The organism is Isoptericola sp. MSGPD8_1_ISO-PGPR-S23-394, from assembly GCF_058072785.1.
Genome location: NZ_CM176517.1, coordinates 3,908,809 through 3,933,889, shown reverse-complemented (window position 1 = coordinate 3,933,889; position 25,081 = coordinate 3,908,809). Strand labels below are relative to the sequence as shown.

The 25,081-nt window shown below is 70.9% G+C and carries 19 protein-coding genes; 9 read left to right on the top strand and 10 right to left on the bottom strand.

The genetic code is table 11. The features are described 5' to 3' along the window. Positions 1-52: 52 nt before the first annotated feature. Genes murJ through AC3RJ8_RS18030 form a run of 3 tightly spaced genes read right to left on the bottom strand, consistent with a single transcriptional unit; the run spans position 53 to position 4,462 of the window. Positions 53-1,723, bottom strand: a complete 1,671-nt coding sequence (gene murJ / locus AC3RJ8_RS18040) for a murein biosynthesis integral membrane protein MurJ (protein WP_489713924.1) — start codon at positions 1,721-1,723, stop codon at positions 53-55. Continuing rightward, complete coding sequence (locus AC3RJ8_RS18035; protein ID WP_489713923.1) at positions 1,720-3,843, bottom strand: DUF6049 family protein; 2,124 nt, start codon at positions 3,841-3,843, stop codon at positions 1,720-1,722. The genes murJ and AC3RJ8_RS18035 overlap by 4 nt, the downstream gene beginning before the upstream one ends. Positions 3,844-3,853: 10 nt before the next feature. After that, positions 3,854-4,462 carry an NUDIX hydrolase gene (locus AC3RJ8_RS18030; RefSeq protein WP_489713922.1) on the bottom strand — a complete coding sequence of 203 codons (609 nt, stop codon included), beginning with the start codon at positions 4,460-4,462 and terminating at the stop codon, positions 3,854-3,856. 157 nt (positions 4,463-4,619) lie between these two features. Here AC3RJ8_RS18030 and AC3RJ8_RS18025 point away from each other — a divergent pair, with 157 nt between their 5' ends. Then, positions 4,620-6,098 carry a CCA tRNA nucleotidyltransferase gene (locus tag AC3RJ8_RS18025; protein WP_489713921.1) on the top strand — a complete coding sequence of 493 codons (1,479 nt, stop codon included), beginning with the start codon at positions 4,620-4,622 and terminating at the stop codon, positions 6,096-6,098. A 16-nt stretch (positions 6,099-6,114) separates the two neighbouring features. Here the strand turns inward: AC3RJ8_RS18025 and AC3RJ8_RS18020 are convergent, their stop codons facing one another. From AC3RJ8_RS18020 to AC3RJ8_RS18000, 5 genes are all read right to left on the bottom strand, one after another. Next, complete coding sequence (locus AC3RJ8_RS18020) at positions 6,115-7,587, bottom strand: MDR family MFS transporter (protein WP_489713920.1); 1,473 nt, start codon at positions 7,585-7,587, stop codon at positions 6,115-6,117. Between the two features lie 127 nt (positions 7,588-7,714). Further along, the gene (locus AC3RJ8_RS18015) at positions 7,715-9,874 is read right to left on the bottom strand and encodes a SpoIIE family protein phosphatase (protein WP_489713919.1); all 2,160 of its coding nucleotides are present in this window, start codon (positions 9,872-9,874) and stop codon (positions 7,715-7,717) included. Positions 9,875-9,993: 119 nt separating this feature from the next. Further along, entirely contained in the window at positions 9,994-11,346 is a 1,353-nt protein-coding gene (locus AC3RJ8_RS18010) for an MFS transporter (RefSeq protein WP_489713918.1), read from the bottom strand. Positions 11,347-11,750: 404 nt separating this feature from the next. After that, entirely contained in the window at positions 11,751-12,842 is a 1,092-nt protein-coding gene (locus AC3RJ8_RS18005; RefSeq protein ID WP_489713917.1) for an inositol-3-phosphate synthase, read from the bottom strand. Continuing rightward, the gene (locus tag AC3RJ8_RS18000; protein WP_489713916.1) at positions 12,839-13,516 is read right to left on the bottom strand and encodes a PadR family transcriptional regulator; all 678 of its coding nucleotides are present in this window, start codon (positions 13,514-13,516) and stop codon (positions 12,839-12,841) included. Before AC3RJ8_RS18000 ends, AC3RJ8_RS18005 begins: the two co-directional genes overlap by 4 nt. A gap of 326 nt (positions 13,517-13,842) precedes the next feature. Between AC3RJ8_RS18000 and AC3RJ8_RS17995 the strand changes: the two genes are divergently transcribed. The 6 genes from AC3RJ8_RS17995 (at position 13,843) to AC3RJ8_RS17970 (ending at position 19,427) form a co-directional block, all read left to right on the top strand. Then, complete coding sequence (locus AC3RJ8_RS17995) at positions 13,843-16,347, top strand: transglycosylase domain-containing protein (RefSeq protein WP_489713915.1); 2,505 nt, start codon at positions 13,843-13,845, stop codon at positions 16,345-16,347. A gap of 183 nt (positions 16,348-16,530) precedes the next feature. Continuing rightward, positions 16,531-16,821 carry a 30S ribosomal protein S6 gene (gene rpsF / locus AC3RJ8_RS17990; protein ID WP_407319906.1) on the top strand — a complete coding sequence of 97 codons (291 nt, stop codon included), beginning with the start codon at positions 16,531-16,533 and terminating at the stop codon, positions 16,819-16,821. 117 nt (positions 16,822-16,938) lie between these two features. Then, on the top strand, positions 16,939-17,493 hold the full coding sequence (locus tag AC3RJ8_RS17985) for a single-stranded DNA-binding protein (RefSeq protein WP_407319905.1): 555 nt from the start codon (positions 16,939-16,941) through the stop codon (positions 17,491-17,493). A 78-nt stretch (positions 17,494-17,571) separates the two neighbouring features. Further along, the gene (rpsR, locus tag AC3RJ8_RS17980; protein WP_106265817.1) at positions 17,572-17,808 is read left to right on the top strand and encodes a 30S ribosomal protein S18; all 237 of its coding nucleotides are present in this window, start codon (positions 17,572-17,574) and stop codon (positions 17,806-17,808) included. A gap of 18 nt (positions 17,809-17,826) precedes the next feature. Beyond that, positions 17,827-18,276 carry a 50S ribosomal protein L9 gene (gene rplI, locus AC3RJ8_RS17975; protein ID WP_489713914.1) on the top strand — a complete coding sequence of 150 codons (450 nt, stop codon included), beginning with the start codon at positions 17,827-17,829 and terminating at the stop codon, positions 18,274-18,276. A gap of 203 nt (positions 18,277-18,479) precedes the next feature. After that, positions 18,480-19,427, top strand: coding sequence for a hypothetical protein (locus AC3RJ8_RS17970; RefSeq protein WP_489713913.1), 948 nt, complete (start codon positions 18,480-18,482; stop codon positions 19,425-19,427). 91 nt (positions 19,428-19,518) lie between these two features. Here the strand turns inward: AC3RJ8_RS17970 and AC3RJ8_RS17965 are convergent, their stop codons facing one another. Next, positions 19,519-20,832 (bottom strand): MATE family efflux transporter, encoded by a 1,314-nt coding sequence (locus tag AC3RJ8_RS17965; protein ID WP_489713912.1) that lies wholly within the window; start codon positions 20,830-20,832, stop codon positions 19,519-19,521. Between the two features lie 304 nt (positions 20,833-21,136). Here AC3RJ8_RS17965 and dnaB point away from each other — a divergent pair, with 304 nt between their 5' ends. Continuing rightward, entirely contained in the window at positions 21,137-22,501 is a 1,365-nt protein-coding gene (gene dnaB / locus AC3RJ8_RS17960) for a replicative DNA helicase (RefSeq protein WP_489713911.1), read from the top strand. A gap of 617 nt (positions 22,502-23,118) precedes the next feature. On the opposite strand, the gene AC3RJ8_RS17955 is transcribed toward dnaB, so the two are convergent. Then, the gene (locus AC3RJ8_RS17955) at positions 23,119-23,547 is read right to left on the bottom strand and encodes a DUF6188 family protein (protein WP_489713910.1); all 429 of its coding nucleotides are present in this window, start codon (positions 23,545-23,547) and stop codon (positions 23,119-23,121) included. Between the two features lie 807 nt (positions 23,548-24,354). Between AC3RJ8_RS17955 and AC3RJ8_RS17950 the strand changes: the two genes are divergently transcribed. Then, positions 24,355-25,059 (top strand): TnsA-like heteromeric transposase endonuclease subunit, encoded by a 705-nt coding sequence (locus tag AC3RJ8_RS17950; RefSeq protein WP_489713909.1) that lies wholly within the window; start codon positions 24,355-24,357, stop codon positions 25,057-25,059. Positions 25,060-25,081: the final 22 nt, after the last annotated feature.

Genomic DNA, 25,081 nt, shown 5'->3' with positions numbered 1-25,081 from the left:
CCCGACGAGCCGGTGGTCCGTTCCATCGGACCATGGTAGAGGTCCGCGACCGTCATCCGCCGCTCCTGCCGACGCGCCGCAGGATCGGGGCGAGCGCGTCGTCGAGCTCGCGCACGCGCAGCAGCTTCAGCAGCCCGAGGTACACGACGGCCATCGTGGCGCCGGCCGCCGCGGTCACGAGGACGGCGTACGGCCACGTCGACGACGAGGTCCCGTCCATGAGGTGGACGACGAGCCAGCCGAGGGCACCGGCGACGACGGCGGACAGGGCGGCGCGGACGTACAGGCGCAGCACGCGGTGCCCGTCCATGCCGTGCAGCTTGCGGCTCATGCCGCGCACGCGCAGGAGGAGCGAGACCCACGTCGACAGGGCGAACGCACCGCCGGCGGCGATCGCCCAGGCCGTGACGGGGAGCGTCACGGTGGCGGCCCACAGGGCGACCACCAGGGAGACCGTCGCGATGATCTGGATGACGAACACGCTGCGGCCGTCCTCGAAGGCGAAGTACATGCGGCGCACCAGCACGGTGGCCCCGAGGGCGATGGCACCGACCGCCATCGCCCGCAGCACGGGCGCCACCGCCTCGACCTGGACCTCCGAGGCCGACGGGAGCAACGCCTTGGTCAGGGGGAAGGCGAGCACGACGAGCGCCGTCGCGGAGAACACCGAGAACACGCCGGCCGAGCGCAGACCGAGGGACATGTCGCGCCGCACACCGGGGAGGTCGCCGGCGGTGACTGCCGCGCTCATCCGGGGGAACAGCACCGTGACGATGGAGACCACCACGATCGAGTGCGGCAGCAGGTAGATCGTCATCGCGTTGGTGTACGCGGCGTTGCCGGCGGCCACCTCGCCGGCGGCTACGCCCGACTGTCCGGCGGCACCGACGACGTTGGTCAGGTAGATCACGCCGAGCTGCTCGAGGAGGACGGCGCCGACCGTCCATCCGACGACCTTGCCCGCCGACCGCAGGCCGATGCCGCGTAGGCCGAGCCGGAAGCCCCAGCGGAACCCGGCCCGGCGCAGCGCGGGAACCAGGATGAGCGCCTGGGCGGCGATGCCGAGGGTGGCGGTACCGGCCAGCAGGACGGTCTGCAGGGTGGTCCACCCCCCGACGTCGGTGATCCCCTCGGCGGGCGCGTCACCGAAGAGCAGCAGGAACGCACCGAACCCGATCAGGGAGACCACGTTGTTGGCGACGGGCGCCCATCCGTACGCCGCGAACCTCCCGTGGGCGCTGAGCACCTGACCGAGCAGGGTGTAGAGCCCGTAGAAGAAGAGCTGCGGCAGGCACCAGTAGGCGAAGACGACGGCGAGCTGGCGGGCCTCGGGCGTCCAGCTGTCGCTGAGGGTCATGACGTGCACGACGGCGGGGGCCGCCGCGACGAGGACGATCGTCCCGGAGAGCAGGCCCAGACCCGAGATGGTCAGCAGCTTGTCGAGCCGCTCCCGGGCGTTCGGCGCCTGCATCGACTTCATGATCTGCGGCACCAGGACGGCCTGGAGGAACCCGGCCGAGATGAGGGCGAACAGCATGTTCGGCAGCTTGTTGGCGATGTCGAACGCGTTGGCCGCGGTGCCGACGGTGCCGACGCACGCCACCAGCAGCATCGTGCGCACCAGTCCCGACGCGCGTGACGCCGTCGTGCCCAGGGACATGGCGAGCGACCCGCGACCCAGGCTGGCCTTACGGACCCCGGGCTCGGGGTGGTCGGCGGTCATGCCTCGGGATCCTCCGGTGTGGGCGGTGTCGGTCGGTGGGCGGGCGTCTCCTGCGTGATGGCGCTCTCCGCGTCCTCGGCGGTGGTGCGGCTGTCGGAGCGGCCCCGTCGGACGGTACGCCAGATACCCGCGACGAACAGCAGACCCACCGCGACGGCCATCACCGAGGTCCCGACGGTCTCCCAGCCGGCGCGGACCTGGACGGCGAACTCGGTGGGCGCGGTGACCGGTGCCCCGCTCGGCGCGAGGACCTGCACCTCCAGGTCGACGTCGCCCGAGCCGATGGCGCGCACCCGTACCTCGGCGTCGCGCGACTCCCCGGCAGGGACGACGACGGTCGGTGACGTCTCGACGATGAGGCGCGGGTCGTCGGGCTTCAGGGTCACCGTCACGGTCGCGTCGGTGGGCAGGTCGTTGCGGACGCGGACCGGCAGGTTCCCGGTGTCGCTGATGAGCAGCACGTCGGCGCGGCCGATCACCCGGATCCCGGAGAGGAGCTGGTCGGCGTTCTCCGCGGCGAGCGCTGCCGCGGCCCCGCGGGCGTCCGGGTCGTCGCGGTAGGCCACCGCGAGCGGGGCGACGAGGTCCCGGTCGACGGCGGCCGTCAGCTCGGCGGGGTCGGTGGCGACCGTGGCGAAGGCCATGAGGTCGTCGAGCGTGTCGACCAGGCTCCGCACGACGCCGGGCCGCAGCTCGGCGTCGTCGACCACGCGCTCCTCGAGCGCGGCGCGCGGCGCACCGGCCGGTTCCTCGTCGAGCACCGCGGTGAACGGCACGGTGTCCACCCACTCCTGGTCGGCGAGGGCGGAGGTGACGGCCGCGTAGGTCTCGACGTCCGGGGACCAGCCGCGCGGCATCGCCGCGACGGCGGAGACCCGCGTGCCGGACTCGGCCGCCGTGGTGGCGAGCACCGCCGTGTCGGCGAGCAGCCGCTGGGTGGCCGCCGCCGTCGTGGTCGTGCGGTCAGGGGACGTGCTCGCCGCGAGGGCGCCGCCCAGCGAGGCGTCGGCGACGACGACAGGCACGTCGCCGGCGGCGGTCGCCACGGTGTCGACGGCGGACGCCGCGACCCCCACGGCGGGCTCCAGGCCGTCGGTGACCAGGACCTGCTGCGCGCCGGTCGAGCGAGCGGCGGCCAGGGTCTCGAGGTCGGCGGTGCCCTGGGGCCAGGAGATCGGGACGCCCCACGTGGACGGCACGGACCAGGAGCCGGGCAGCAGCCCCGCGGACTCGGTCGCCGCCCGCAGGCCGCTGGGTTGGACGCCGGCGTGAGCCAGTGCGCCCAGGTCGGTGTCGTACGGGGGGAGGGTGACGACGTCGGCGGCCCCGGGCCGTTCGAGTCGTGCGGCCCAGGACGCGAGCTCGGCGTCGCCGGAGGTGGCCGCCGTCGCGACCATCGCCGGGTCGACGGCGAGCGAGAGGCCGGCGTCGCCGGCCGCCGTGAGCAGCCGGTCGGCGGCCCCGCCCTCCTCTGTACTGTCGAAAAGGGCGGCGTTGTACAACTCAGGGTCGGCCGGGTCCAGGGCCGGTCCGGTCACCGGGGCGACCACCGCGAGAGACACGGGGGCCGGGGCGCTCCGGCCAGCCCGTCCCGTCCCGCCGTCGGGGTCGTACATCAGGAACGAGTGCAGCACGTCGATCGTGCCGCCGTCGTCCATCACCTCCACCGAGAGCTGACGCGGCCCCCACGCCGCGTCGTCGCCGAGCTGGAGCGTGGAGATCCTCAGCTCGAACGTCACCTCCACCGACTCGCCGTCCGGGACGTCGTCCACGGGAAGGCTGAGCTGGCGTGCCGCGGTGCGCGACGAGTCGTCGTCCGCCCAGGTCGTCACGGTGGCGCGCGTCGAGACCTCGCGCCAGCCGACGCCCAGGTCGGCGCGCACGCCCGTGAGCCGTTCCCCGGAGTCGTTGGTGACGCGGACCGTCACGTCCTGCGTGTCGTCCGGCCCCACCACCGCGGGCGTCATGTCCACGATCTCCGCCGTGACGCCGTCGTCCTCCGCGGCGACCGCCCGTCCGTGCAGGGACGGCGCCGTCACGAGGGTGGCGCACACCAGCAGCGCGCACACGACCACGGCGAGGGCGCGGGGCAGTGCCGCCGCAGCACGGGGGACGATCACGCGGTGGCCCTCACTCGACGAGGTCGGGTCGGTGGGTGAGCGCCTGGATCGCCGCCACGGCGAGACGCTGCTCGTTCGGGTAGGCGAGCCGCTCCGGGAGCTCGGCGAGGAGCACCCAGCAGGCGTCCTCGGCCTCACCGTCGGGGTCCCCGGCCGCGGAGATCACGCCGCCCTCGGAGCGCAGCAGGAAGTGGTGGACCACCTTGTGGACGCGGCGGTCCTCCCCGCTGAACCAGTAGTCGATCATGCCGAGCTCGCCGCGGATGGTCCCGACGATGCCGGTCTCCTCCCGGATCTCGCGGACCGCAGCCTCCTCCGGTGTCTCGACGCCCTCGAGGTGACCCTTCGGCAGGCACATCTCGAGCCGTCCCCCGCGGTTGCGGCGCAGGATCACGGCGGCACGGTGACCCGAGGAGTGCCGGTCCACGACGAGACCGCCCGCGGAGGTCTCGTCCACCACGGGCAGATGACCAGCCGGGGAGGACCCGGAGCCGGACGGTACCTGGCTGCCATGCACGCGGGCAGGGTCGACCCGCAGGGGGTGTCCGCCGGGCGGGACGGGCACCGGCACGGGCGGACGCCCGTCGGGAGCGCCTGGCGCCGGTGCCGCAGAAGACATGGCCATACCCTACCGAGTTCGTCGGGGCACCCGGACGTCCCACCCGCTGCAGCACCTCCTCGGTCACACTGGTCATAATCAGGGCAAATCGTACGCCTGTGACCGGCCGGCACCCCGTCGACGCGGAAGCGGCGACGATCTGGGAGGATGGGACGTCGTGTCGACCCCTGCGAATCCCGCCCCCGCCCAGCTGCTGAGCCAGGCCCTGGACGTGCTCACCCGGATGGCCCCCGCGGCCCTGGAGCTCGGCGAGACCTTCGCCGCCGCCGGGCACGAGCTGGCCCTCGTGGGAGGCCCGGTGCGGGACGCGTTCCTGGGCCGCGCGAGCGCCGACCTCGACTTCGCGACGTCGGCGTCCCCGGACGAGACGCAGCGCCTCCTCGCGCGCTGGGGCGACGCGCACTGGGACATCGGCAAGGAGTTCGGCACCATCGGCGCGCGCCGGTCCGCGAGCGGCCCCGACGGCGCCGGGGACGTCGTCGTCGAGGTGACGACGTACCGCACCGACGAGTACGACCCCACCTCGCGCAAGCCGGTCGTCGCGTTCGGCGACTCGCTCGACGGCGACCTGTCCCGTCGCGACCTCACCGTCAACGCCATGGCCGTCCGGCTGCCCGACCTGACGTTCGTCGACCCCTTCGGCGGGCTCACCGACCTCGCCGCGCAGGTCCTGCGCACGCCGATCGTCCCCGAGCGGTCCTTCGACGACGACCCGCTGCGCATGCTGCGCGCCGCACGGTTCGCCGCCCAGCTCGGGTTCGTCGTCGAGCCGGCCACCCGTGCGGCGATCGTGGACATGGCGCCGCGGCTCGACATCGTCTCGGCGGAGCGGGTCCAGGCCGAGCTGTCCAAGCTGCTGTGCGCCCCGGACCCCCGCGCCGGGCTCGAGGTGCTGGTCGACACCGGGATGGCAGACCACGTGCTGCCCGAGCTGCCCGCGCTGCGCCTCGAGATCGACGAGCACCACCGGCACAAGGACGTCTACGAGCACTCGCTCATCGTGCTCGACCAGGCCATCGCCCAGGAGACCGGGCCCGACGGTGCGGTCCCGGCACCCGACCTCGTGCTGCGCCTGGCGGCGCTCCTGCACGACGTGGGCAAGCCGCCCACCCGCCGGTTCGAGCCCGGCGGCGGGGTCAGCTTCCACCACCACGAGGTGGTCGGGGCCAAGATGGTCGCCAAGCGGCTGCGGGCGCTGAAGTTCGAGAAGCAGGTCGTCAAGGACGTCGCCCGCCTCGTCGAGCTGCACCTGCGGTTCCACGGGTACGGCGACGGCGCCTGGAGCGACTCCGCGGTGCGTCGCTACGTCACCGACGCCGGGCCCCTGCTGGAGCGCCTGCACCGGCTGACCCGGGCCGACTGCACGACCCGCAACCGTCGCAAGGCCAAGCGGCTCGCCGACGCTTACACCGACCTCGAGGAACGGATCGCCCGGCTGCGCGAGCAGGAGGAGATCGACTCCATCCGGCCCGACCTGGACGGGACGCAGATCATGGCGATCCTCGGCATCCCGCCGGGCCGTGACGTCGGTGCCGCCTACCAGCACCTGCTCGCGCTGCGCATGGAGCACGGACCGCTCGGCAAGGAGCGCGCGACGGCGGAGCTCACCTCGTGGTGGGAGGCCCGCCAGGGCTGAGCGGGCCTCCCGGTCGTCAGTGCGCGGCGACCTCGGCCGGGGCGTCCGACTTCCGCAGCCGCGTGGCCAGCACGAGCGCCCCGACGACGACGACGGCCGCCACCGTGAAGGCGAGCTGCGCACCGCCGGCGGTGGCCTCGGCCTCCGTGGTGCCCTCGTCAAGCAACGACACCTTGCGCAGGGTCAGCAGCGCGACGAACAGCGCCGTGCCGGCCGCCCCCGCGAGCTGCTGGACCGTCGTGATCGCGGCGGAGCCGTGCGAGTACAGGGACGGCTTGAGCCCGGCCAGGGCCGACGTGAACGTCGGGGTGAAGATGAACGCCAGGCCCAGGCTGAGGACGAGGTGGCCCAGCACCACCCACCACATCGGCGACGTCGGCGACAGGTTCGCGAACAGCAGCATCGCGACGCCGACGGCTGTCACGCCGGGGACCGCGAGCGGCCGGGGACCGACCCGGTCGTAGAGGCGGCCGACGACCGGTCCGAGCAGACCCATCAGCAGCCCGCCCGGCAGCATGAGCAGACCGCTGGTCAGGGCGTCGAGGCCCATCGCCTCCTGCAGCACGAGCGGCAGGCCGATGATCATGCCGAACATCGCGATCATGCTGACCGCCATCACCGACAGGCCCACGCCGAAGCCCCGGGCACGGAAGACCCGCAGGTCCAGCAGCGCCGCGTCGGTCCGCTGCAGCACGAGCTGCCGCCACACGAAGAGGGCCAGGACCGCGGCGCCGCCGACCAGCGGCACCGCCGGGGAGACCGGCATGGCGTGCTGCGCCGCCTCACCCAGCGCGGACAGCCCGTAGACGAGCCCGCCGAACGCGCCGGCCGCGAGCAGCAGGGACAGCGGGTCGAGGCGGGTCTGGGCCCGGTCGGCGACGTCGCGGACCAGCAGCGCACCGAGGAGCAGCGCCACGGCGGCGATCGGGAGGACCACCCAGAAGACCTCGCGCCAGCCGAACGCCGTCACGATGCCGCCCGAGACGGTGGGACCGAGCGCCGGGGCGACGGCGATCACCAGCGAGACGTTGCCCATCACACGGCCACGACGGTGCGGCGGCACCGTGCTCATCACCGTCGTCATCAGCAGCGGCATCATGATCGCGGTGCCGGAGGCCTGCACCACCCGCGCGGCGACGAGCAGCCCGAAGACCGGGGCGATCGCCGCGAGGAACGTGCCCGTGGTGAACAGGGACATTGCCAGGATGAACGCGCCGCGGGTGCCGAGCCGCTGCAGCAGCCATCCGGTGGCCGGGATCACGACGGCCATCGTGAGCAGGAACCCGGTGGTCAGCCACTGCCCCGAGGACTCCGTGATGTCGAACTCGTCCATGACCGAGGGCAGCGCCACGCCCATCGTGGTCTCGTTGAGGATCACGACGAACGCGGACACCAGCAGCAGCGCGATGACCCGGACGTGCTCGCGGGGAAGCCGCTCGGCGGCGGCTGAGCTCGGACCGGGCGGAGCCTCGGTGGTGCGTGCAGACATGCGTCCCCTCCGGTTCGTCGAATGTAGCGACCGCGGGCGACGCTGCGCACGGACGGACCCGTCAGATCAAGGCGTCACCAGGTTGCGATATTCCGCCAGGGGATGCGACCTGTTTTCCGCGACGGACTCATCGGTCGGTCGTCGCGGGGCTCGCCGACACGTCTCCGGCCTCGGCCTCGGGGACGTTGCGCACCACGAGAATGCAGGTGTCGTCCTCGGTGTCGCCGTCGGCGCAGCCCTCGACGATCGCGTCGCGGACACCGACGGCGTCCATGCCCGTCTCGATCTCGCCCGCGCGGCGGTGCAGGTCCGCGAGCTGGAGGCGCAGCGAGCGGTCGCGCCGCTCCACCAGACCGTCGGTGAAGAGCAGCAGGGAGTCGCCCGCCCGCAGGCGGGCCACGGCCTCGGGGAGCTCCTCACCGATCGTCGGTGCGCCGACCGGCGTCGAGAGCGCGCCGTCGAGGAGCTCGACGCTGCCGTCGCGACGCAGGAGGAGCGGTGCCGGGTGGCCGGCCCGCGTGTACGTGACCTGGCGCGTCCCCTCCTTGTCCGGCGGGTCGAGGAGGGCGAAGACGCACGTGGCCATGTCGGCCATGCCGAGCCCGCGTACCAGGTCGTCCATCCCGGTGACCACCTCGGACGGCGACCGGCCGGACCACGCCTCGGACCTCAGCACGGAGCGGAGCTGCCCCATCGATGCCGCCGCGCGGATGTCGTGGCCGACGACGTCACCCACCGACACGGCGACCTGGCCGCTCGGCAGCGGGACGACGTCGTACCAGTCACCGCCCACGTCCGCGCTGGTCGATGCCGGGACGTACAGCGCCGCGCAGTCAAGACCGGGGGCCTCGACGATCTCGGGCAGCATGCTGCGCTGGAGGGTGACGGCCGCGTCGTGCTCGCGGCGGTAGAGGCGGGCGTTGTCCAGGGCCAGGCCGGACCGCGCGCCGAGCGCGACGATGTCGTGGACGTCGTCGGACGAGAAGGCGTCGACGTCGTCGGTGCTGACCACGACCAGCACGCCGATGACGCGGTCCCGGCCACGCAGCGGGACGACGATCGCCGAGCCCAGGCCGAGTCGCCGGAGCGCGGCCAGCTCGTCCGGCGTCGTCTGCGACGGCAGGACATCGACGTCGACGGCGAACGGGGCGGGGACGGTGTTCCGGTCCGCGGCGAGCATGTCGCTGATCTCGGGTGACTCGAACGCCCACCGCTGGGATCGTTCGAGCAGTGCGACGTCCCCGGCGCGGGCCTCGTCGCGGGCCGCGACGTGCACGAGACGCGGCCGGTCCTGGTCGTCGACCACCACGACCGCGCACCAGCTGCCGAAGTGCGGAGCGACGAGGTCGGGCAGCAGCGCGGCGCCCGCCTCCTCGTCGAAGAGGCTGACGAGCGCCTGGGTGATGCCCGCCAGCAGCGACAGCCGCTCGTTCTGCCGCTGGACGACGTCCAGCTCGAGCGCGCGTCGGCGGTCGTCGTGCACCCGGTCGGTGACGTCCGTCTGGATGCCGACGCGGTGGGTGACCTCCCCGGCCTCGTCAAGCACCGGGGAGATCACCACCTGGTTCCAGAACGGCGTGCCGTCCTTGCGGTAGTTCAGCAGCGTCTCGCCCACCGCCTCGCCGTCCTCGAGCGCCGACCGGATGCGCCGTGCCGAGGCGGGGTCCGTCCCCGCACCCTGGAGGAACCGGCAGTTGCGCCCGATCACCTCGTCCGCGGCGTAGCCGGTCGCCCGCGTGAACGCTGGGTTGACCCAGATCAACGGGTCGTCGGGTAGCGACGGGTCGGAGATCGTGAAGCTCAGGTGGCTCGCGACGGCGGCGCGCATCTGCAGACCGTCGGGCGGGGCGACGGGCCCGGCACCCTCCTGCAGGCCCCCGACCGGCAGCAGCACGACGAGGGCACGCCCCGCGAGACGGTCCGGTGCGCCGGTGAGCGGCAGGCCGACCGCCCACGAGACGGTGTCGTCGCCCTCGCGGGTGGAGCGCAGCGCGATCCCGTGACCGTCGCGCAAGGACGCCAGGACCGCCTCGGCGGCCGGTGTATCCCGGCCGGACAGCGGGACGACACCCGCCGCGGTGCACCAGGAGGCGAAGGAGACCGGCAGCCCCAGGCCGCGCGCCAGCCGGGCGGCGACGGGATTGGAGTCCACGACCTGCTGGGTCACCGTGTCGATCAGGAGCACGGCGCTGCCGGTCGGCACCCGCGTGGTGTCCGTGACCGTCGGCAGCAGGGTTCCCGCCGTGTCGAGGAGCGCCTCGGGAGTCGACGAGCTCAGGTCGTCCATGCTGTTCATCCCTCGCCCCGGTCCTGGCCGACGACGCGGCACCCTCCTGTGAGTGCTCATCATCCGGTGTGCGGCGGCGGCTGTCCAGCGTGACCCCGCACGGGAGGGAGCGCCGCAGGTCAGGGCCGTGCGGGCCGTGCGGGTCGAGGTGGTCGCGCGGCGGGTGCGACGTCGCGCGGCGTGCGCGCACCGCAGAACCACATCAGCGCCGCCACCCCCACGTACGCCAGCGCGAGGAGGACGAACAGCCCGCGGGACCATCCGTCGTCGGGCACGGCGAACGCCGCGAGCACGGCGGCACCGACGAACGCGGCGTTGTACATCACGTCGTAGAACGCGAAGGCGCGACCCCGGTAGTCGTCGTGCGTGTCACGCTGCACGATCGTGTCGACGGCGATCTTGGCGCTCTGCGCGGCGAGCCCGAGCAGGCCCGCACCCACCAGGACGACCGTGCGCGTCGGCGTCGTCGCCAGCAGCAGCTGCGACGCGGCGGCCAGCAGCAGCATGCACACGATCCACCCCTGCGGTCCCGTGCGCCGCGACAGCACCGGCGTGATCAGTACCGCGCCGGCACCGCCGGCCCCCGTCATCGCGATCACCAGGGCGAAGTTCGCCAGCCCGGCCGACGTGTCACCCGGCTCGGCGAGCAGGTTGCGCGAGATGAGGATCGCCGCGATGAACACCACCCCGTACAGGAACCGGTGCGCGGCCATGACGAGCAGCCCCTGACCCGGCGTGCGCCGCGCGACCAGGTAGCGGGCACCGTCCACCAGACCCCATGCGACCGCCACCAGCTCGGCGCCCAGCTTCCCCCGGGTCGGGTGCTCCGGACCGAGCTGGTCACGGCCCAGCCGCAACGCCAGGAGCGCGGCGACGCCGAACACGACCGCCGCGCACACCAGCGCCGCCGCGTCGTGCATCCGCCCCGGCGGCAGTCCGAGACCGAGGACGAACCCCACCCCGCCACCGAGGAACACCGCACCCGCGCCCAGCGTCGGGGTCAGCGAGTTCGCCGTGAGGAGGAGGGGCCCGTCGACCACCCGGGGGAGTCCCGCGCTGAGCGCCGCCAGCAGGAAGCGGTTCACGCTCAGGGCCGCCAGGCCGAGGACCACGACCCACGCCCCGCCCGCGCCCCCGAGACCGCCGGCCAGCATCACGGCCGCCATCGCGCCCGTCAGGACCAGCCGGACGGCATTGCCGACCGCGAGCACCTGGCGCCGGCGACACCGGTCCAGCAGGACACCCGCGAACGGACCGACCAGCGTGAACGGGGCCAGCGTGACCGCGAACGCCGCCGCGACCCCCGCGGCCGTGCCGGCGCGCTCCGGGGAGAAGAACAGCAACGACGCCAGACCGACCTGGAACATGCCGTCGCCGGCCTGCGAGACCAGACGGACGGCGAAGAGTCGTCGGAACCCGGGCAGCCGCAGCAGGGCGGCCAGGTCCCGCCCGGTCTCGGTGATGGCTCCCACGCGTGCAGCCTTTCACGTCGGCGTAGTGCTGGGCTGCGCGAGGTAGCGCTCGGACGGCCGAGGTAGCGCTCAGGTGCGCGAGGTAGCGCTGGGCTGCGCGAGGTAGCGCTCGGACGGCCGAGGTAGCGCTCAGGTGCGCGAGGTAGCGCTGGGGTGGGCGAGGTAGCGCTGGGGTGGGCGAGGTAGCGCTGGGGTGGGCGAGGTAGCGCTGGGGTGGGCGAGGTAGCGCTCCGGCCCTCGGAAGCCGAGCGTGCCCGACGGCGGAGGTACCGCCGTCGGGCACGGATGCGCTACGTCGTGCTGGGGTGCGCTACCTCGGCGCAACGTACGCTCGCAAGCTCGCTCCGGACTATCGCTCCATCTGGATGGTCGCGATCGTCCTGCGCTCGCAAGCTCGCTCCGGACTATCGCTCCACCTCACCGCGGATGAAGGCCTCCAGGTGCCGACGGCCCTCGGTGTCCTCCATCTGCACGGGCGGGGACTTCATGAAGTAGGTCGACGCCGACAGGATCGGGCCGCCGGTGCCGCGGTCCTTCGCGATCTTCGCGGCACGGATGGCGTCGATGATGATGCCCGCCGAGTTGGGGGAGTCCCACACCTCGAGCTTGTACTCGAGGCTGATCGGGGCCTCCCCGAACGCGCGACCCTCCAGGCGCACGTACGCCCACTTGCGGTCGTCGAGCCACGCGACGTAGTCCGACGGCCCGATGTGGACGTTGCGGTCCTCGGTCTTGCCACCGAGCGCACCGGTGAGGTTGGAGGTCACGGCCTGGGTCTTGGAGACCTTCTTGGACTCCAGGCGGTCGCGCTGCAGCATGTTCTTGAAGTCCATGTTGCCGCCGACGTTGAGCTGGTACGTACGGTCCAGCACCACGCCGCGGTCCTCGAACAGCTTGGCGAGCACACGGTGCGTGATCGTCGCGCCGACCTGCGACTTGATGTCGTCGCCGACGATCGGCATGCCGGCGTCCTCGAACTTCTTCGCCCACTCGGGGTCGGAGGCGATGAACACCGGGAGCGCGTTGACGAACGCCACGCCGGCGTCGATGGCGCACTGGGCGTAGAACTTGTCGGCCTCCTCGGAGCCCACCGGCAGGTAGGAGACGAGCACGTCGACGCGAGCGTCCTTGAGCGCCTGCACGACGTCGACCGGCTCGCCGTCCGACTCGTCGATCGTCGCGGCGTAGTAGTCGCCGAGACCGTCGAGCGTGGGGCCGCGCTGGACCATGACACCCGTGGGCGGCACGTCCGCGATCTTGATGGTGTTGTTCTCCGAGGCGTGGATCGCCTCGGCCAGGTCGAAGCCGACCTTCTTCGCGTCGACGTCGAACGCCGCCACGAACTCGAGGTCGCGCACGTGGTAGTCACCGAACTGCACGTGCATGAGACCCGGGACGGTGTCTGACGGGTCGGCGTCACGGTAGAAGTGCACACCCTGGACCAGGGACGATGCACAGTTTCCGACGCCGACGATGGCAACGCGGACGGAGGTCATCCTCGCTCCTTGTTTCTCGGGGCCGGGACGTCGTGCGTCCCGACGGTCTTGTCGCGGCTGCTCGCGCGGTCGCGCTCGGTCATGATGAGCCCGTCGAGCCAGCGCACCTCGCGCTCGACCTGCTCCAGCCCGTGCCGTTGCAGCTCGAGCGTGTACTCGTCGAGCCGTTCCCGGGTCCGGGCTGCGGACTCCCGGACCGCCTCCAACCGTTCGGTCAGCCGGGTGCGCCGGCCCTCGAGGATGCGGAGGCGGGTCTCGGCGTCCGTCTGCGCGAACAGCGCGAACCGGACGTCGAAGCTCTCGTCCTCCCAGGCCGCGGGGCCGGAGGAGGCGAGAGTGGTCTGGAGGTGCTCCTTGCCGTCGGCAGTGAGCCGGTACACGATACGCCCGCGACGCCCGGTCAGGGGCTTCGTGCCCGACGACGGACGGCCGGTGGCGCTCGACGCGCCGGCTCGGGCGGTGGCCCGCACGGCGGTGGTCGGGTCCGGGTCGACCGTCTCGATGAGCCCCCGTGTCACCAGCGACTTGAGCGCCGGGTAGAGGGTGCCGTAGGAGAAGGCCCGGAAGGACCCGAGGAGCAGGTTGAGCCGCTTGCGCAGCTCGTAGCCGTGCAGCGGCGCGGAGCTGAGCAGCCCCAGGATGGCCGTCTCGAGGACGTTCGAGCGACTGCGCATCCTGCTGCCCTCCTCCGCGTCGTCCGGCACGTGCCGGCCCGTCACCGGGGCCGACTGCTGACTCGTTGTATCGAGTCGATACATCGTGAGGATAGGACCTACCGGCCGGTGCGAGCAACGGGACGCACGTGTCCGCCGTCGGGGACGCAGATGTGAAGGCCTCGTGGAGCCCGCCGGAGGGGGATGGGGACGGTCGGCGAGGGACCGCGTCAGACCGGGCCGAGCCTGGACAGGCTCGTAGGTCGATCCCCTAGTGTTCCCTGTGGTCACTCGTGCCCGTAGGGGCGGGAAGGCTCCGAGGACCTCCGCTATCGAAAGGCAGGGACGTGGCGAGCAAGGGCAGGCGTCGCTTCTGGAACTACCCCCGCCGGGGTAAGAACCCGGTGCAGCGGTGGCTGCCCTCGTGGCGTGTCGTCGTGGGGTGCATGCTGGGCTGCCTCGCCCTGGGGGCGGGCGTGTTCTTCGCTGCCTGGACGTCGACCGAGATCCCGGACAACCTCGACGACGTCAACCACCAGGCCACCACCGTCTACTACGGCAACGGCAAGGAGATCGGCTCCTACTCGACGATCAAGCGTGAGATCGTCGACTACGACTCGCTGCCCTCCTACGTGGGCGACGCCGTCGTCGCCTCCGAGAACGAGTCGTTCTGGACCGATCCCGGCGTCGACATGAAGGGCATGGCGCGCGCGTTGTGGAACAACGCGACCAGCTCGGGCGGGACGCAGGGCGGCTCCACGCTCACGCAGCAGTACGTGGAGCGGTACTACCTGGGGAGCACCACCGACATCCTGGGCAAGGCGCAGGAGGCGATCATCGCCCTCAAGATCGCGCGCGACCAGCCCAAGGAGCTGGTGCTGGACCGGTACCTCAACACGATCTACTTCGGCCGCGGCGCCTACGGCGTCCAGGCGGCCGCGCAGGCCTACTTCGGCAAGGACGCCGCCGACCTGACGTACTCCGAGTCGGCGATGCTGGCCGGCATCATCCCCTCGCCGGTGAACTACGACCCCTCCGTGCAGCCCGACGTCACGCAGAAGCGGTGGGAACGCAGCATCAACCGCATGACTGACCAGGGCTACATCACCGAGGAGGAGCGGCAGTCCGCCGAGTTCCCCGAGTTCGTCGAGAAGGAGGAGAACTCCAACAGCCTCGGCGGCCAGAAGGGCTACATCATGAAGGCCGTCAAGGAGGAGCTCCTCGCCAACGGCCTCACCGAGGAGGAGATCGAGACCAAGGGTCTGCAGATCTACACCACGATCAAGCCGAAGCTGCAGCGCGAGGCCCGCGACATCGTCAAGGACCTGCCCGACGACGCCAGCAAGAAGGTCCGCGCCTCCATCGTCTCGATCGACCCGTCGAACGGCGACGTCGTCGCTCTCTACGGCGGCAAGAACTACATCAAGCAGTCGCTCAACACCGCGACGGACGACACCGTGCAGGCCGGCTCGACGTTCAAGCCCTTCACACTCATCGGTGCCCTCGAGAACGGGCACGAGCTCACCGAGACGTTCGACGGGAACTCGCCCGGGCACCTCGACCCGGAGGACCCGACGCGTGAGTGGCCCACGAACTTCGGCCTGCACAGCTACGGACAGATCGACCTCGTCAAGGCGACCGCGAACTCGGTGAACACCGCTTACGCCGCGCTCAACATCGAGGTGGGACCGGAGAAGACGGTCGACGTCGCACACCGTCTCGGGATCCGCGAGGAGACCCAGATCGATGCTGTACCGGCCAACGTGCTCGGCACCGCGGCGGTGTACCCGATCGACCTGGCCTCCGCCTACGCGACGATCGCCGCAGAGGGATACCACGTCGAGCCGCACGTCGTCGACCGTGTGGAGCACCGCGACGGTTCGCTGCGCTGGGAGCCGGAGTCGAACCCTGCGAAGCAGTTCGAGCGGGACGTGATGACTGCGGCCACGTACGCGATGACCCAGGTGGTCGAGCAAGGCTCGGGGCGTGCCGCGCTGGAGCTCACCGGACCCGACGGGACCCGGCGCCCGGTGGCCGGCAAGACCGGTACGTCGAACGACAACGTGACGGCCTGGTTCGCCGGCTTCACCCCTCAGCTCGCCACCGTGGTCAACCTGCGCCAGTACAAGAACGTCGACGTCGAGGAGGGCGTCCTCGGCGGTTCCGAACCGATCGACACGTTCGGCGGGTACAACGAGATCACCGGTAGCACGTGGCCGGCCGAGGCCTGGACCGACTTCATGCAGGTGGCGCTCGACGGCCAGGAGGTCGAGGAGTTCCCGCCGTACACGCCGCCGCGACCGTCCTACTCGCCGAGCCCCACGCCGTCGGAGTCCCCGGAGGTCGAGTGGGTCGAGCTGCCGGGCAACCTCGTCGGGATGGACGTCGCCCAGGCGACGACCCTGCTCCAGGGGATGGACCTCAAGGTGTCGACGGCCGCCATCGACGACGAGTCCCCCAAGGGGACCGTGGTCGAGGTGCGCAACGGCGGTGGGCGGATCCCGACCGGGTCGACGATCACGCTGGTGGTCTCGACAGGACAGTCCGCCGAGCCCGAGGCCGTGGCCGTGCCGAACGTGACCGGTCAGGCGCGCACCGCGGCCGAGCAGCAGCTCCGACGGGTCGGGCTCTCGTCGGCCGTCGCGGAGGAGTTCAGCGACCGGCCACGGGGCGAGGTCATCGGGACGGATCCGGGTGCCGGTGCCGAGGTGGAACCCGGCGCGACGGTGACGCTCGTCGTGTCGCGGGGCACCGAGGAGACGCAGGAGCCGGAGCCCGAGCCCACGGCGTCGGACGAGGAGGACGAGCCCGGTCCACCGCCGTCGACGGGGCCTCCGCAGGCTGACGACTGACGACCGAGCCGGCGGGTGACCGACGACACCGTCGGGCCCGCCGGCTCGGGTTCCCGCCGAGGTGCCCGGAACGGTACCCTGGTGGACTGGCCGTGCCTTCGACAGGCGCGGCCGACGCACGCAAGAACCCTCCTGCCACGGACAGACCGTGGCCGCTGAGACCAGAGGAGGTGGGTTGAACACATGCGTCAGTACGAACTGATGGTGATCCTGGACCCGGAGGTCGAGGAGCGCACCGTGGCCCCGTCGCTCGAGAAGCTGCTCACGGTCGTCAAGACCGACGGCGGCACCGTCGACAACGTGGACATCTGGGGCCGTCGCCGTATGGCCTACGAGATCAACAAGCGGGCCGAGGGCATCTACGCCGTCGTCGACTTCACGTCGACGCCGGACACCGCGAAGGAGCTGGACCGCCAGCTCGGCCTGAACGAGGCCGTGCTGCGTACCAAGATCCTGCGCCCCGCCGCTCGCTGAATCCGCTGAACCGAGACACCCCCGGTCCCGTGCGGTCCTCCTGTGGGAGGCTCGTGGTGGGATCTTCCCTGGACATCGAGTACAGCCGAATCTCGCGGACGAACGAAGGAGCTTGGCATGGCTGGTGAGACCGTCATCACGGTCGTCGGAAACCTGACTGCGGACCCGGAGCTGCGCTTCACCCCGTCGGGTGCTGCCGTTGCCAACTTCACGATCGCGTCCACGCCGCGCACGTTCGACAGGCAGTCGAACGAGTGGAAGGACGGGGAGGCGCTGTTCCTGCGCTGCTCCATCTGGCGTGAGGCCGCCGAGAACGTCGCCGAGTCGCTGACGAAGGGCATGCGCGTCATCGCGCAGGGCCGTCTGACGCAGCGGTCGTACGAGACCCGCGAGGGCGAGAAGCGAACCGTCGTCGAGCTGCAGGTGGACGAGATCGGCCCGGCCCTGAGGTTCGCCTCGGCCAAGGTCACTCGTGCCCAGCGCTCCGGTGGCGGCGGCTTCGGTGGTGGCGGGGGCTACGGCGGCAACGCCGGTGGCCCCGGTGGCCAGCCCGGCGGTGGCCAGGGTGGCGGTTTCGGTTCCTCCGGCGGCGGTCAGCAGCAGAACGACCCCTGGGCCACGGCCGGCCCGGCGTCGTCCGGCGGCGGGTTCTCGGACGAGCCCCCGTTCTGATCGCCGCTCACCCCCAGATCAATCCTTGTCCCGGCGGTACGCGCCGCCCGGGACGATCCTGAGTAAGGAGCACTCACCATGGCCAAGCCTGTGGTGCGCAAGCCGAAGAAGAAGGCCAACCCGCTGAAGGCGGCGAAGGTCGAGACGGTGGACTACAAGGACACCGCTCTGCTGCGCAAGTTCATCTCCGACCGTGGCAAGATCCGCGCCCGCCGGGTCACCGGCGTCTCCGTCCAGGAGCAGCGCCAGATCGCCAAGGCCGTCAAGAACGCCCGCGAGATGGCTCTCCTGCCGTACTCGTCGTCGGCCCGCTGACCGGAAAGGATCCAGATCATGGCAAAGCTGATCCTGACCCACGAGGTCACCGGTCTCGGTGAGCCCGGGGACGTCGTCGAGGTGAAGGACGGGTACGCCCGTAACTTCCTCATCCCGCGTTCGCTCGCCACCCCGTGGACCAAGGGCGCCGAGACCCAGGTCTCCGCGATCCGCAAGGCTCGCAAGTCCCGCGAGATCGCCACGCGCGAGGACGCCGAGGCCGCTGCGGCCTCGATCCAGTCGAAGGCGTACACCATCGAGGCGCACGCCGGCGACGCCGGTCGTCTCTTCGGTGCGGTCACGACGGCCGACATCGCCGCCGCGGTGCAGTCCGCCGGTGGCCCGTCGGTCGACAAGCGCAAGATCGAGATCGGCCAGCCGATCAAGTCGACCGGTGTCCACACCGTGTCGATCCGCCTCCACCCCGAGGTGTCGGCCAAGATCGAGCTCGAGGTCGTCGCCGGCTGACGCCGGTCCGATCATTTGAGGGCCCCGGTCCGCTCGCTCAGCGAGCAGGCCGGGGCCTTCTGCGTGCTGGGGGCGCCGCGCTTGTTCGGCACTTCGTGCCTTGTTCGGCAGTTCCAACTGCCGAACGTGACTCAAGGTGCCGAACGCGATCGGGGCTGTGGATAGCGGACTCGTGATTCGCGGCGCTGGGCCAGGCTGTGAGCATGCCGTCCGAGATCCTCGTGGCCCGTGAGCACCTGCCGACCGCGCTGCGCACCGCGCGCCGTGCCGGCGAGATCGAACGGATCCGCCGGGGTGCCTACCGCGTCGTCCCTGACGACGGCAGCCGTCGGCCCGACACCTGGTCGGCCGCGCGCCGGCTCCAGGTCGACCGGGCGCGCGCCCTGGGTCGCCAGCTCCGGACGGCGCACTGGTTCAGCCACCAGACGGCGGCGATGCTGCACGGGCTGCCGCTGTGGCGGCTGCCGTCCGAGACCCATCTCCTGCAGACCTATCGGGCGTCGTCCCGGGCGGCGGCGGACGTGCGCCGGCACTTCGTCGAGGTGCGCCCGTCCGACGGTGGCGAGGTGCTCGGTCTGCCGGTCACCACCCTCGAACGGACCGTGGCCGACTGCGCGACGACGCTGCCCCCGCTCGACGCCCTGGTCGTCGCCGACGCCGCCCTGGCGCGGGGGCTCGACCGTGACCGCAGCGTGCAGCTCGTCCTGGCGCGCTCGCGCGGGGTGCGGCGGGCGCTCCTCGTCCTCGACCTGGCGGACCCCGGTGCCGAGAGCCCGTGGGAGTCGTGGCTACGCTACGTGGGGCACTGGGCGGGCCTGCCGCGTCCCCGTACGCAGGTGCCGGTGAGCACGGCGATCGGAGACTTCCGCGTGGACCTGGGCTGGGAGGCTCACGGCGTGCTCGCCGAGTTCGACGGTCTCGTGAAGTACCGGGCCGGTGCGCTCGGTCCGGACCACGACCCAGATCGCGCGCGGATCGCCGAGAAGCGCCGGTCCGACGCGATCGCCGAGTCCACCGGCACCCGGCCGCTCCACGTGACGTCCCGGGACGCCCCCGACCCGCAGGCCGTGGCGGACCGCCTGGTGGCGCGCTTCCCTGCCGACATGCGGCGTGCGGCACGCAGGAATCCGCTGCTTCCCCGGCCGCGATGAGACCGGCACTCCTGCCTCGTTCGGCACTTGGTGCCTCGTTCGGCAGTTCCAACTGCCGAACGTGACCCAAGATGCCGAATGAGCACCGCTGTCAGACGCCGGTCACCATCCAGTGGTCGCCGCGGGCCCGCAGTCCCGTGGTGAGGGCGCGGGCCAGCATGAACACCCCGGCGAACGCCGCCCACAGCCAGGCGAGCCCGACGGCGCCCGCGGGCGCCCAGGCACGGACCGCCAACGCGCACGGTACGTAGAGGACCAGCGTGAGCATGCCGGCCCACGCGAGATAGCGGCCGTCGCCGGCCCCGATGAGGACACCGTCGAGCACGAACACCCAGCCGGCCATCGGCATGAAGACCCCGCACACGACCAGGCCCACGGTGATCGCGACCCGGACCTCCGGGTCGGGGGAGAACAACGGCGCGAACCACCACGAGGACACCGCCAACACGACGCCGATGGTGGCCCCGGCGCCGACGCCCCACTGCAGGCATCGCCGCAGCACGGCACGCACACGTTCGATATCGCCGGAGCCGAGTCCGTGACCGACCAGCGCCTGGGCCGCGATCGCCAGGGCGTCGAGGGCGAACGCCGCCAGCCCCCACAGGCTGTTGATCACCTGGTGCCCGGCGAGAGCCACCGCACCGAGCGACGTCGCGGTCCACACCGTCAGCAGGATCGCGAGGCGCAGCGAGACGGTGCGGACGAAGAGCGGGGCACCGGCGACGGCGTTGGCCCAGATCCCGGCGCGGTGCGGGCGCAGCGACGCCTCCCGGGTGCGGGCACCGGCGACCACGACGGCGGCGAGCACGACCGCCATCAGCAGCTGCGCCGTCGTCGTCGCCAGGGCGGAACCGGCGATCCCCATCCCGACGCCGTAGACGAGGGCGATCGAACCCACCGCGTTGAGGACCGCACCGCCCGAGGCCACCCACAGGGGGGTGCGGGTGTCCTGCAGGCCGCGCAGCACGCCCGTGGTCGCCAGGACCAGGAGCATCCCGGGGAGCCCGGGGGCGGACCACCGCAGGTAGGTCGTGGCGTGCAGGGCGATGTCGTCGGAGGCGCCCATCGCCGTGACGGCCCACGGCGCGGCGATCCACAGGAACGCCGCGAGGAGGATGCCGAGGCCCAGGGCGAGCCACATGCCGTCGACGCCGGACTGGAGCGCCTCGCGGTCGTGCCCGGCGCCGAGGCGACGAGCCACGGCGGCGGTGGTCGCGTAGGCGAGGAACACGCACAGGCCGACGAGGGTGATGAGGAGCGTCGACGCGAGCGAGAGGCCGGCGAGCTGGGCCGTGCCGAGGTGGCCGACGACGGCGCTGTCGACGAGCACGAACAGCGGCTCCGCGACGAGCGCACCGAGGGCGGGCCAGGCGAGCGCGAGGATCTCGCGGTCGATGCGGCGCAACTCACCCCACCTTTCTTCTCTCCACAGCCTGGGTACGACGTCGATGCAGGTCAGGGACCGATCCAGAGTTGTACACAGGAGATGTCCCCAGTTGTGCACAGGGTTGTCCACCACCGGTGCACAGGCCTGGGCAGTCCTCCACAACCCTGTCCACAGTTGTGTCCACAGTGTCTTTTGCGCGGTGTCCCGGGCGCGCCTAGCGTCGTCCCGGGTGTCAGAGGTGGACTGTAGAACAAGGTCGTGAGGACCGGTCGAGCTGCCCGGCTCGGGTGTGGTTCCGGTGCGAGCCGGGGGAGGTGGAGACATGTCGATCGAGGAGCTCGAAGCGGACTACGCGCCGTCACGAGGAGGCTTCGACCGCACCCCACCGCAGGACGTCGACGCCGAGATGAGCGTGCTCGGCGGCATGCTGCTGTCCAAGGACGCGATCGCCGACGTCGTCGAGCAGATCCGCGGCAACGACTTCTACCGCCCGGTGCACGAGGCGATCTACGACGCGATCATCGACCTGTACGGCCGCGGTGAGCCCGCCGACGCGATCACCGTGGTCGCCGAGCTCACGAAGCGCGGCGAGATCGGGCGGATCGGCGGCGCCTCCTACATCCACGACCTCATGGCCGGGGTGCCCACGGCGGCCAACGCCGGCTACTACGCGCGCATCGTGCAGGAGCGGGCCGTGCTCCGGCGGCTCGTCGAGGCCGGGACCAAGATCGTCCAGCTCGGGTACGCGACCGACGGTGGGGACGTCGACGCGGTCGTCAACAACGCCCAGGCCGAGATCTACGCCGTCACCGAGCGCAAGACGTCCGAGGACTACGCGCCGCTCGCCGACATCATCGGCGGGGCGATGGACGAGATCGAGGCCGCGGGGAACCGTGGTGAGGGCATGACCGGGGTGCCCACCGGGTTCGCCGACCTCGACCGGCTCACGAACGGGCTGCACCCCGGGCAGATGGTCGTCGTCGCAGCGCGACCGGCCATGGGCAAGTCGACGCTCGCCATCGACATCGCGCGGTCGGCGTCGATCAAGCACCAGAAGACGTCCGTGGTCTTCTCTCTCGAGATGAGCCGCAACGAGATCACGATGCGTCTGCTCTCCGCCGAGGCGCGCGTGCACCTGCAGAAGTTGCGCAACGGGTCGCTCGGCGACGACGACTGGCAGAAGCTGGCCAAGGTGATGGGCAAGGTCTCCGAGGCGCCGCTGTTCATCGACGATTCGCCCAACATGTCCCTCACCGAGATCCGCGCCAAGTGCCGGCGGCTGAAGCAGAAGCATGACCTCGAGCTCGTGGTCATCGACTACCTACAGCTCATGACGTCCGGCAAGAAGGTCGAGTCCCGCCAGCAGGAAGTCTCCGAGTTCTCGCGCGCGCTGAAGCTCCTCGCGAAGGAGATCGAGGTCCCGGTCATCGCCCTGTCCCAGCTGAATCGTGGTCCGGAGCAGCGGCAGGACAAGAAGCCGGCGATGTCGGATCTTCGTGAGTCGGGATCTATCGAACAAGATGCTGACATGGTTATTCTTCTGCACCGTGAAGATGCTTACGAGAAGGAATCGCCACGAGCTGGTGAGGCGGACCTGATCGTTGCGAAGCATCGTAATGGTCCGACGGACACAATTACTGTGGCATTCCAGGGGCACTACTCCCGGTTCGTTGACATGCAGGTGTGAGCCATTGTTGTTGTCGAGATGCAACCTAGTTTGACCGATCCTACGGCTAGTTAAACTGGCTGTAACGAGATTGACTCTTTGCTTGGACTTGACGGTAAGTGCCAGATGGCACGTATTTGTGCGCCAGGGTCCTGGCGGGGATGCTGTTTTCGATCCATCGCGAGCAAAGCTGACTACCCGCGGATGCGCTGCGGCAGGCTGTGGCCCCCGGGCGATGGACGGCCGCGCACGATCATCGGCGGCTGTCGTGACACCGGTGCAGTCCCACGACGGGCCGCGCATCGGCGCTGGACGACCGACGAATTACGCCTGGCGCCGTGATCAGGGAGGTACTCGTCAGGGGGGCCCGGGGGGAAGTTGCGCCGGCGCGGTGTCAAGGCGGTAATCGCCCAAGCTGTCGGACCAGCAGGCAGAACGTCGCAGGCGCGGCTGCGTGGACTGTGGGCCGCCGAGACTCGAAGCCGAGGCCTACAAGCGACGCGCCGTCGTCGAGCGGTCCTTCAACCTGCGCAAGCAATGGCGGGGCCTCGCCACCCGCAACGACAAGCGCCGCGACGTATCGAGCGGGCGCGGTACTTGGCGCGATCGGGGCCCGGCTGTGTGCATGGTGACCTGGGTCAGTACTCGCGCGGGTGCCACGTCGACACTTCTCCGCCGGGGGCACAGGCGATGAGGAGCCCGTCGTCAGAACTGATCTGCCAGGCCTCATAGTGGTCGTCGGGCTCGACGAGTAGCGCGATCTCGGTGAAGCGCAGGGTGAGGCTGCCTGCGAGCACACCGACCTCGAGCAGAGGCCGACCGAGGCATGCGAGCAGGGCCGTTGCGACGTGAGGATCGGTCCACTCATAGGTCGCGACTCGACCTTCAGCAGGGGAGACCACGCCGACGACGGACTGTTCGACATGGACCTCGTGGCGGACCGAGGCGACGTCTTCGCCCCAGAACGAGAGCCGGATGCCGTTGATCGCGATCGCGAACTGCGAGAGGGCCATCCCGCGCAAGCTGTCTTGCGCCATGCGGTCCGCGACCGAGCTATCCGAGATCACCCGAACAGCATCTCAGGCGCTCAGCACAAGCATCCCCATTGCCCCAGGAAGCGTGCGCGCATCGCGCAGTCTGGTGACAGGTCGACTAAGGCTCGCGATCGGTGCCCCCGCCCATGCCGCTGGTCGGTAGCTGTGGATGGCGGATGAGGTGGAATCGCAGGGCCTTGCGGCGGCGGCGGAGCTCTGGCCGCGCTCTCTTGGCCGCTGCCGCAATCTCCTGATCAAGGGTATCCAGCTCGCGGATGAGCTCAGTTCGCCGGCGGCCGTACCTCGATTTGCACACTGCGCTGCAGAACGCGCCTGGCCGCCCTGCGACGGGCAGCGGGCACATGTTGGTGCAGTACGGGTTCATGCAGCGCAGTGGTCGATGAAGCGGGTCGGTAACCACCTAGGGATCCTCCAGCCAGGAAGTATGTTGCTGACCAGCAGCTACGCCGCACAATACCTCAGTTGCGTGCGATTCCTTCCCTCACTGGTGGACGGTTCGCAGCACTAGGTGGACGGTTCGCAGCATCTAGCCGAGGAGTCGCAGGCAGTTCTGGGTGCGAAACATCTCTATCGCTCGGCGCGGATTGGGTCTAGGCTCGGGGGAGCCGCCCAATGGGTGGCCGAGCTGTGCGTGAGAACGCAGGAGGGGTGCCGCTGCTGTAACAGCGACACCCCGGTGACGGCTCTGATGTGTCCGTGGAAGACGAAGGGCCGTCGTGGCCAGTCTAGGGTGCGCGATGCCCGCCGTACATGGAGTACGCGCGGGCCATCTTCGCGTCCCAGACCCCCTGGTGCGGCCGCTTGATGGAGGTGTCGTGCGTGAGTGCGGTATGGACGATCCGAACAGATGGTGTCGAGCAGATCTGGGACTGGCGGGACGGCCCGCCCCCGGTACGCGCGCTTGAGCCTGCTCGACGCACGAGGGCCGACGCGATGTCGCGACATGCGCCGGTGCACATGCACTGCCAGACGACCGGCTCGGTGCTCCGTCTCGACTCGGGCCTGGAGTATGAGCAGGCGCGGCAATTGGACCGCGACCGCGTTGTCACGTGGATCGTCGCCCAACCACTGGAGCTGATTCTCGAGAACGGTGCCAGGCACGTCCCTGACCTTCTCGCTGAGCATCGGAGCGGGCGCGTCGTCATCTGGGACGTGCGTCCTGAGGCGCGTCAGGACGAGACGTTCCAACAACACGCGGAAGCCACGAGATCGGCATGTGAGGCGGTCGGGTGGCGCTATGCGGTCCAGGGCGGTGAGAGCATGCCGACGCGACTGAACCTTCTGTGGCTGGCCTCGTTCCGTCGCCCCCCAGGCTGGCCACACCACGCCGACCGGCATCGCCTTAGGCGCCTGGCCGCCTCGGGTGAGGCGAACGTCAGCGACCTGATCGGCCTAGACGATGGCGACGGCCACCTCACGGCGCTGATGTGGCATCTGGTGTGGTCCGGTGAGCTGCTACTCGATCTCGACGAGCCGATCACGTCCGAGACCATGGTGGGCGTAGGTGAGGTGGCCGATGCGTAGCAACCGGGTCGAGCTGACAGCT

Coding starts and splice junctions, on each gene's coding strand:
- AC3RJ8_RS17970 (WP_489713913.1), top strand. CDS start 18,480: ATGCCGTCCGAGATCCTCGTGGCCCGTGAGCACCTGCCGACCGCGCTG.
- AC3RJ8_RS17985 (WP_407319905.1), top strand. CDS start 16,939: ATGGCTGGTGAGACCGTCATCACGGTCGTCGGAAACCTGACTGCGGAC.
- rpsF (WP_407319906.1), top strand. CDS start 16,531: ATGCGTCAGTACGAACTGATGGTGATCCTGGACCCGGAGGTCGAGGAG.
- AC3RJ8_RS18020 (WP_489713920.1), bottom strand. CDS start 7,587: ATGTCTGCACGCACCACCGAGGCTCCGCCCGGTCCGAGCTCAGCCGCC.
- AC3RJ8_RS18005 (WP_489713917.1), bottom strand. CDS start 12,842: ATGACCTCCGTCCGCGTTGCCATCGTCGGCGTCGGAAACTGTGCATCG.
- AC3RJ8_RS18030 (WP_489713922.1), bottom strand. CDS start 4,462: ATGTCTTCTGCGGCACCGGCGCCAGGCGCTCCCGACGGGCGTCCGCCC.
- murJ (WP_489713924.1), bottom strand. CDS start 1,723: ATGACCGCCGACCACCCCGAGCCCGGGGTCCGTAAGGCCAGCCTGGGT.
- AC3RJ8_RS18000 (WP_489713916.1), bottom strand. CDS start 13,516: ATGCGCAGTCGCTCGAACGTCCTCGAGACGGCCATCCTGGGGCTGCTC.
- dnaB (WP_489713911.1), top strand. CDS start 21,137: ATGTCGATCGAGGAGCTCGAAGCGGACTACGCGCCGTCACGAGGAGGC.
- AC3RJ8_RS18015 (WP_489713919.1), bottom strand. CDS start 9,874: ATGGACGACCTGAGCTCGTCGACTCCCGAGGCGCTCCTCGACACGGCG.
- rpsR (WP_106265817.1), top strand. CDS start 17,572: ATGGCCAAGCCTGTGGTGCGCAAGCCGAAGAAGAAGGCCAACCCGCTG.
- rplI (WP_489713914.1), top strand. CDS start 17,827: ATGGCAAAGCTGATCCTGACCCACGAGGTCACCGGTCTCGGTGAGCCC.